The 7,827-nt window shown below is 59.3% G+C and carries 7 protein-coding genes; 3 read left to right on the forward strand and 4 right to left on the reverse strand.

Annotated elements, in window-relative coordinates; translation table 11 throughout:
• Positions 1 to 1,419 (forward strand): long-chain fatty acid--CoA ligase (locus tag KHQ28_RS27665; RefSeq protein WP_181402709.1); only part of this gene is annotated, 1,419 nt, incomplete at its 5' end.
• Positions 1,416 to 3,140 carry an aldehyde dehydrogenase family protein gene (locus tag KHQ28_RS27670; protein WP_032419091.1) on the forward strand — a complete coding sequence of 575 codons (1,725 nt, stop codon included), beginning with the start codon at positions 1,416 to 1,418 and terminating at the stop codon, positions 3,138 to 3,140. The genes KHQ28_RS27665 and KHQ28_RS27670, both read left to right, overlap by 4 nt.
• A gap of 45 nt (positions 3,141 to 3,185) precedes the next feature.
• On the opposite strand, the gene potD is transcribed toward KHQ28_RS27670, so the two are convergent.
• The 4 genes from potD to potA are packed head-to-tail and all read right to left on the reverse strand — an operon-like array spanning position 3,186 to position 6,988.
• The gene (potD, locus tag KHQ28_RS27675; RefSeq protein WP_004213081.1) at positions 3,186 to 4,232 is read right to left on the reverse strand and encodes a spermidine/putrescine ABC transporter substrate-binding protein PotD; all 1,047 of its coding nucleotides are present in this window, start codon (positions 4,230 to 4,232) and stop codon (positions 3,186 to 3,188) included.
• Positions 4,229 to 5,014, reverse strand: coding sequence for a spermidine/putrescine ABC transporter permease PotC (gene potC, locus KHQ28_RS27680; protein ID WP_004150813.1), 786 nt, complete (start codon positions 5,012 to 5,014; stop codon positions 4,229 to 4,231). The genes potD and potC overlap by 4 nt, the downstream gene beginning before the upstream one ends.
• On the reverse strand, positions 5,011 to 5,868 hold the full coding sequence (potB, locus tag KHQ28_RS27685) for a spermidine/putrescine ABC transporter permease PotB (protein WP_004150812.1): 858 nt from the start codon (positions 5,866 to 5,868) through the stop codon (positions 5,011 to 5,013). Before potB ends, potC begins: the two co-directional genes overlap by 4 nt.
• The gene (gene potA, locus KHQ28_RS27690) at positions 5,852 to 6,988 is read right to left on the reverse strand and encodes a spermidine/putrescine ABC transporter ATP-binding protein PotA (RefSeq protein WP_032419090.1); all 1,137 of its coding nucleotides are present in this window, start codon (positions 6,986 to 6,988) and stop codon (positions 5,852 to 5,854) included. The genes potB and potA overlap by 17 nt, the downstream gene beginning before the upstream one ends.
• A 258-nt stretch (positions 6,989 to 7,246) precedes the next feature.
• On the opposite strand from potA, the gene pepT reads away from it, so the two are divergent.
• Positions 7,247 to 7,827: tripeptide aminopeptidase PepT (gene pepT, locus KHQ28_RS27695; RefSeq protein WP_142369245.1), on the forward strand; the 581-nt coding region annotated here is incomplete at its 3' end.

The following is a 7,827-nucleotide window of genomic DNA, read 5'->3' on the forward strand; positions in this document are numbered from 1 at the left end:
GCATGGAACAACCGCCGCCATCTGGAGATCTATTTTGCCGTCGCCTCCGGCGGCTGGGTGACGCACACCGTCAATCCGCGGCTGTCGGTTGACCATCTGCGGTATATCCTCAACGACGCTGCCGATGAAGTGCTGTTTTTTGACCAGACCTTTTTGCCGCTGGTAGCGCAGCTGCTGCCGCAGCTGCCGACGGTGAAACACGTCGTGCTGATGGAGTCCCGCAGCGAAGCGGCGCTCAGCCAGCTGCCCTCATTGCTGTTTTATGACGATCTGTTGCAGCAGGGGATGGCAGACTATCGCTGGCCGCAGCTCAATGAACTGACTCCGGCTTCGCTCTGTTACACCTCGGGAACCACCGGCCGGCCGAAAGGGGTATTGAACACCCATCGTTCGCTGGTCCTGCACGCCCTGAGCGGCAACCAGCCGGACGCCGCCGGCATATCGGCGAAGGACAGCCTGTTGCCGGTGGTGCCGATGTTCCATGTCAACGCGTGGGGGACGCCGTTTATCGCCGCCATGGTCGGCGCGCGGCTGGTGCTGCCGGGGCCGCACCTCGATGGCGACAGCCTGCTGCAGCTGCTGGCCGCCGAGAAGGTGACGGTGGGGTTTGGCGTACCGGTGATCTGGGCCGGCTTGCTGGCGGCGATGCGCCGGACAGAGGTCCGGCTGCCTGAATTTAAACGTGCGCTGGTCGGCGGCTCCGCGCTGCCGCCGTCGATGGCCGAGGCCTTTCAGCGTGATTACGGCATTGCGCTGACCCACGCCTGGGGAATGACCGAAACATCGCCCATCGGCACCATCAACACACCGTTGAGCAAACATGACGCGCTCCCGGCACAGGAGCAGCAAAAGCAGCGCGCCGGTCAGGGGCGGCCCATTTTCGGCATCGAACTGCAGGTGGTGGACGTGGATGGCGAACCGTTGCCCCGGGATGGTCAAAGCCAGGGGTATCTGCAGGTCAGAGGGCACTGGGTGGTAGAGCAATACTATGGTCAGGACGCGAGCGCCCTGACCGCGGCAGGCTGGTTTGATACCGGTGATATCGGTACGCTCGACGCCAATGGTTATCTGGTGATCAGCGATCGGGCAAAGGATATTATCAAGTCCGGTGGCGAGTGGATCTCCACCGTTGAGCTGGAGAATATCGCCATCGCGCATCCGGGGGTGCGCAGCGCGGCGGCCATCGCCGCCCGCCATCCGCGCTGGGACGAGCGGCCGGTGCTGCTGTGCGTCCGTGCGGAAGGGGGCGAAGTGGAGGAGACCGATCTGCTGAGCTGGTTTGAGAAGCGGGTGCCTAAATGGCAGATCCCGGACCGGGTGATATTTGTCGATGCGCTGCCGGTCAGCGCCACGGGTAAGGTGCTCAAAAATCAGCTGCGCCAGGCCTACGGAGAGATTTTAATGAGTGAGGGAAAATGAGCCATGCGCGACCCGGTCTGACGACCTGTTCTCAGTATGATGCGGCCCTGCACGCCTTGTCGGCGGCGCGCCAGCGCTGGGCGGAAACCTCAGTGAACCGTCGTCTGGCGCTCCTGCGCCAGATCAAGGATGCCCTGGCCGGCATTGCCCCGGCGTGGGTGGCCGCGGCAGCGGCGGCCAAAGGGTTGTCGGCGGGCGATCCGCTGGCGGGGGAAGAGTGGCTGGCGGGCCCCTGCGCGCTAATGGTCGGCTGCAACGGGCTTATCGCCACCCTGGAGCAACTGGAGGAGAAGACCTTTCTGCGGCGGATCCCGCTGCGGACGCTGGCGGACGGCCGCCTGGCGCTGCGGGTGGTGCCCGGCACGCTCTGGGATCGGCTGCTTCTGTCTGGTGTTCGCGCTGAGATATGGATGCAGCCAGGCGTCACCCGGGCCCATCTCGACCGCTATGCGGCGCGGGCATACGACATCCCGCCTGCCGCGCGGCAGGGCAAGCTGGCGCTGGTGCTTGGCGCCGGTAATGTGGCCTCGATTGCGCCACTGGATGTGCTACACAAGCTGTTTATTGAGAATCAGGTCTGCCTGCTGAAGCTCAATCCGGTGAATGATTATCTGCACGATCTGCTGGCCCAGGCCCTGGCGCCGCTGATTGCCATGGATGCGCTCCGCATCGTCACCGGCGACGCCCGGGCGGGAGCGTGGCTGACCACCCATCCCGCTGTCGATGAGATCCATATCACTGGCTCCCGCGACACCCATGACGTCATCGTCTGGGGCGAGGGTGAGACGGCTCGCCAGCGTCGGGCCGCCGGGACGCCGCTGAACCCGCGTCGGGTGACCTCGGAGCTGGGCGGCGTCAGCCCCACCATTATCGTACCCGGGCCGTGGAGCGAGGCGGACATCGCTTTTCAGGCGCAGCAGCTGGCGACGCAGAAGATGAACAACGGCGGGTTTAACTGCGTGGCCAGCCAGGTGCTGATCCTGCAGCAAGGCTGGGAGCCTGCGACGGCCTTGCTGAATCAGCTGTACCGACTGATCGCCGCGAATACCCGCCCGGACTACTACCCCGGCGCTGAAAACCGGCTGACCGACTTTCGCCTGCGCGCCCGTCAGCCGCTGGAGATAGCCCGCGGTGACGCGCTACCGTTGATTGTGGCGAATACCGACGATGATCCCGGGTTCTGCCAGCAGGAGGTCTTTGGCCCGGGGCTGTCGGTCACCCGTCTTGAGGCCGATAGTGCGGAAAGCTTTCTGCGCCAGGCGATCGGCTATGCGAATCAGCGGTTGCAGGGCACGCTGGGGGCCAATATTGTGATCCACCCGCGCACCCGCAAAGCGATTGGACGTAAGCGTTTTAATGCGCTGATCGCCGAGCTGCGCTACGGCACGGTGGCGATCAACTGCTGGAGTGGGGTGGCCTTCCTGTTAGCCCCTTGCCCGTGGGGGGCGTTTCCCGGCCACACGCTCGACGATATTCAGAGCGGGCGGGGCAAGGTGCATAACAGCTTTATGCTGGAGAAAACCGAGCGCACGGTGATTGAGGCGCCGTTTCGGCCGTTTCCGCGTAGTCTTTGGCATGGCGAACTGACGCTGATGCCCCTGCCGCCCTGGTTCATCACCCACCGGGGGCAGGAAGCGGTGGCGCAGCGGCTGGTGGATTTTTACCATCGGCCGCGCTGGCGCAAATTGCCGGCGCTCCTCTGGCGCGCGCTACGGGGCTAAGGTGAGAGCAAAAAAAAGGCGGAACCGCGGTTCCGCCCTGCGGGATTAACGGCCCGCTTTCAGCTTCTGGTAATACTCTTCATAAATGGCGCTGGCGCTGCCGACGTCATTCTGCCATTCGCCTTTCTCAATGGTTGCGGCGTCCGGATAGAGCGATTTATCGTTGGCCACTGCCGGGCTGAGCATCTTGCGCGCCGCAAGGTTCGGCGTCGGATAACCGATGGTTTCAGCGACCTGTTTGGCGACATCCGGGCGCAGCAGGAAGTTAATCAGCTTCAGCGCGCCGTCGACGTTTTTGGCGTTCGCCGGGATCGACAGGCTGTCCATCCAGAAGATGCCGCCCTCTTTCGGCCAGATCACTTCCAGCGGAGTACCTGCCTGGCGGGCGACGTAAGCCGAGCCGTTCCATACCATCCCGAGGTTCACTTCGCCTTCCATATACGGGTTCGCCGGGTTATCAGAGTTAAACGCTGCGACGTTGGGCATCAGCTTTTTCAGCTCGTTATAGGCGGCTTCAATCTCTTTCGGGTCGGTGGTGTTGCCGGAATAGCCCAGCTTACGCAGCGCCATCTGGAACACTTCGCGCGCGTCGTCGGTCAGCAGCAGGCTGCTTTTGTATTCCGGCTTCCACAGGTCGGCCCAGCTGGTGATAGTTTTCGGGTCAATCGCCTCGCTGTTGACGCCGATGGCCGTCGCCCCCCAGATATAGGGGATGGAGTAGTCGTTATTCGGATCGAACGGTTTATTCAGCATCTGCGGATCGAGGTTGCTGAAGTTAGTCAGCTTGCTCTTATCGATCTTCTGCAGCATGCCTTCTTTGCGCATCTTGTCGACAAAGTAGGTCGACGGGACGACCAGGTCGTACGCGCCGTCTTTATAGGTTTTGAGCTTGGCGTACATGGTTTCGTTCGACTCGTAGGTTGAATAGATAACCTTGATGCCGGTCTCTTTGGTGAACTGCTCCAGCAGGCCCGGCGGCACATACTCGGTCCAGTTATAGAAATAGAGCGTTTTGCTATCGTCCGCGTGCGCAGCGCCCATGCCGATTGCCAGAGCGCCGGCTGCGAGCAGGTGGCGTGACCATTTTTTCATTTTAACGTCCCCTGAGTTTTATCACGTGCAATTAACTGACTGGCGATGACCATCACCAGCGACAGAACCAACAAAATCGTGGCCAGGGCGTTCACCTCTGGCGAAACGCCAACCTTGACCATCGAATAGATCTTCAGTGGCAGGATTTCATACCCCGGACCGGTCACGAACGAGGAGACTACCACGTCATCCATCGACAGGGTGAAGCTCAGCAACCACCCAGCGGCTACCGCCGGCAGGGCCAGCGGCAGGATAATTTTGCGCAGGATGGTCATCTCGCTGGCGCCCAGATCTTTCGCCGCCTCCAGCATCCGCACGTCAAAGCCTTTCAGGCGGGAGTAAACGGTGACCACCACAAACGGCAGGCAGAAGGTGATATGCGAAAACAGCAGCGACCAGAAACCAAGCTGGACGCCGATCAGCATAAACAGCACCAGCAGAGAGATGGCCATCACAATATCTGGCGACATCATCACCACAAACAGCATGCCGCTGACAAACGGTTTGCCGCGAAAGCGGTAACGGTACAGCGCCACGGCGGTCAGCGAGCCGATAAGGGTGGCGAAGGTCGCCGACAGCACCGCCATGGTCAGCGAGTGCTGGGCGGCCTGCAGCAGGCTATCGTTGTTCATCAGCAGGCTATACCAGTCGGTGGTGAACCCCTGCCAGTTGATGCCGAAGCGCGACCGGTTAAACGAGTTAACGATCAGAATAATAATAGGGATGTAGAGATACGCGTAGATGGCGGTCATAAAGCCGCCGCGCAGCAGTCGACCGATCATTCCAGCTCCACCTTTTTATTCAGCAGGCGCGCCGCGCGCCAGTAAATCAACAGCATCAGGCCCATCACCAGGGTTAAGGTAATGCTGGTTGCCGCGCCGAACGGCCAGTCGCGGATATTGAGGAACTGGCTTTTGATCACGTTGCCGATCAGCAGGTTCTTGGCGCCGCCCATCAGGTCGGAAACGTAGAACAACCCCATCGCCGGCAGCATCACCAGCAGACAGCCGGCGATGATCCCCGGCATGGTCAGCGGGATGATAATGCGGATAAAGGTCTGCAGCTTGCTGGCGCCGAGATCTTTCGCCGCTTCCAGCAGCGGGCGATCCAGTTTCTCAATGCTGGAGTAGAGCGGCATCACCATAAACGGCAGCAGGATGTACACCAGGCCGATGATCACCGCCGAGGGGGTGAACATAATGCGTATCGGGGTGTCGATCACCCCCAGCCACAGCAGAAACTCGTTCAGGTAACCTTTAGTGCTGAGGAAAATCTTCAGCCCGTAGATGCGGATCAACGAGTTGGTCCAAAAAGGGACGATCAGCAGGAACAGCAGCAGGGGCCGTACCTTCTGCGGCAGCCGGGCGAGGAACCACGCAAACGGATAGCCAAGCGCCAGGCAGGCGAGGGTCGCCAGCAGCGCCATGTTTAGCGAATGCAGCAGAACGTCATAATAGAGCGGATCCAGTAGCCGCGAATAGTTATCCAGCGTGAAGACCAGTTTGACGAAGTTGGCATCGTCGCGGGTCAAAAAGCTGGTGGCGATGATCATCAGGTTGGGCAGGAAGACAAACAGCACCAGCCAACCGACGATAGTGGCGATCACCACATTCTGGAATTTACTGGTGTTCTTCATCGGCCAGCACCACCTCCCAGCTTTCCACCCAATTGATAGACATTTTCTGGTCAAGAGAGTGGTCGAAATCCGGGTCGTCTTCGTTAAAGAACTCGCTGACCATCACCATTTTGCCGTTCTCCAGTTCTACCACCGACTCCAGAGTCATGCCTTTATAGTTGCGCTCGCGGACATAGCCGATCAGGCCGTCGGCGTCGCTGTTATGGTGGATCTCGTCGACGCGCAGATCTTCCGGGCGCAGCAGGACATGCAGACGCTGGCCGGCCTCCACGGTAAAATTGACGGTGATGTTGCATTCCCGACCTTCAACGCTGGCGCGCACGCGCTGTTCGTCGAGACGTTCAATTACCGTGGCGTCAAAGATATTGATCTCGCCGATAAAGCTGGCGACAAACAGGTTCTTCGGCTCTTCGTAGATCTCTCGCGGGGTGCCGTCCTGTTCGATTTTGCCATCACGCATCACCACGATGCGATCGGACATGGTCAGAGCCTCTTCCTGATCGTGGGTGACGAAGACGAAGGTGATCCCGAGCTTACGCTGCAGCGCTTTCAATTCGTTCTGCATCTGCTTGCGCAGCTTGTAATCCAGTGCCGAAAGAGACTCATCGAGCAGCAGCAGACGCGGTTTGTTGACCACCGCGCGGGCGATGGCCACGCGCTGCTGCTGGCCGCCGGAGAGCTGGTGCGGTTTGCGTTGGGCAAACGCCTCCAGCTGCACCATCTTTAAGGCATCCATCACCCGTGGGGTGATTTCCGCCGCCGGGGTTTTCTGCATCCGCAGGCCAAAGGCGACGTTCTCGAACACCGTCATATGCGGAAACAGGGCGTAGCTTTGGAATACGGTATTGACGTGGCGGTTTTCCGCCGGAACATGAGTGATATCGTGATCTTCGAGATGGATCCGTCCGCTGTCGACGTTTTCCAGGCCGGCAATAAGGCGCAGAACGGTGGTTTTACCGCAGCCAGAGGGGCCAAGCAGAGTGAGAAACTCACCATTGTTGATGGTCAGGTTAAGGTTGTCGATGACCGTTTTACCATCAAAGCTCTTGCGAATTCCCGCCAGATGCACCAGCGGCGAACGCGAACGCGGTTGTATATTCAATTTTTGACTCTGTCCCATGTAGACGCAACGGCAAATTTCCGGCCGCTGCGGGGTTTGTGATTAACCACCTTTGGGGTTGCACGTTTTTAATAAGGGCCAGCATTCTACGGCAAACGAGGGTAATCGCCAATCCTTGATACGCCCGCATAGTCTACCTTTACACCATAACGTCGGTTCCGTTATTAAATTTCGCTTTACGGGCTAAAAATGACCTGACGCAATATTTGTCTTTTCTGGCTTATGAATAATGTTGTCACAAAAGAAGAGGGTGGCTACATGGATAAATTGCTTGAGCGTTTTTTGCAGTACGTTTCTTTGGACACGCAGTCAAAGCCTGGCGTTCGTCAGGTCCCCAGCACGGAAGGGCAGTGGAAGCTGTTACGCCTGTTGCAGGCGCAGCTGGAAGAAATGGGACTGGTCAAGGTAACGCTGAGTGAAAAAGGGACGGTAATGGGAACTTTGCCCGCTAACGTTGAGGGCGATATCCCGGCCATCGGTTTTATCTCCCACGTCGACACCTCCCCGGATTTCAGTGGTAAAAACGTTAATCCGCAGATTGTTGAAAACTATCGCGGCGGCGATATCGCGCTGGGTATCGGCGATGAGGTGCTCTCCCCGGTGATGTTCCCGGTTCTGCATCAGCTTTTGGGACAGACGCTGATCACCACCGACGGGAAAACGCTGCTCGGGGCGGACGACAAAGCCGGCATTGCCGAAATTATGACCGCGCTGGCGACCCTGCAGGCGAAAAATATTCCTCATGGCGATATCCGCGTGGCCTTCACCCCTGATGAAGAGGTGGGTAAAGGGGCGAAGCATTTCGACGTCGAGGCCTTTGACGCCCGCTGGGCCTATAC

Origin of the sequence: Klebsiella sp. 28 (genome assembly GCF_018223905.1) — a bacterium.
GTDB classification, from domain to species: Bacteria; Pseudomonadota; Gammaproteobacteria; order Enterobacterales; family Enterobacteriaceae; genus Klebsiella; species Klebsiella pneumoniae.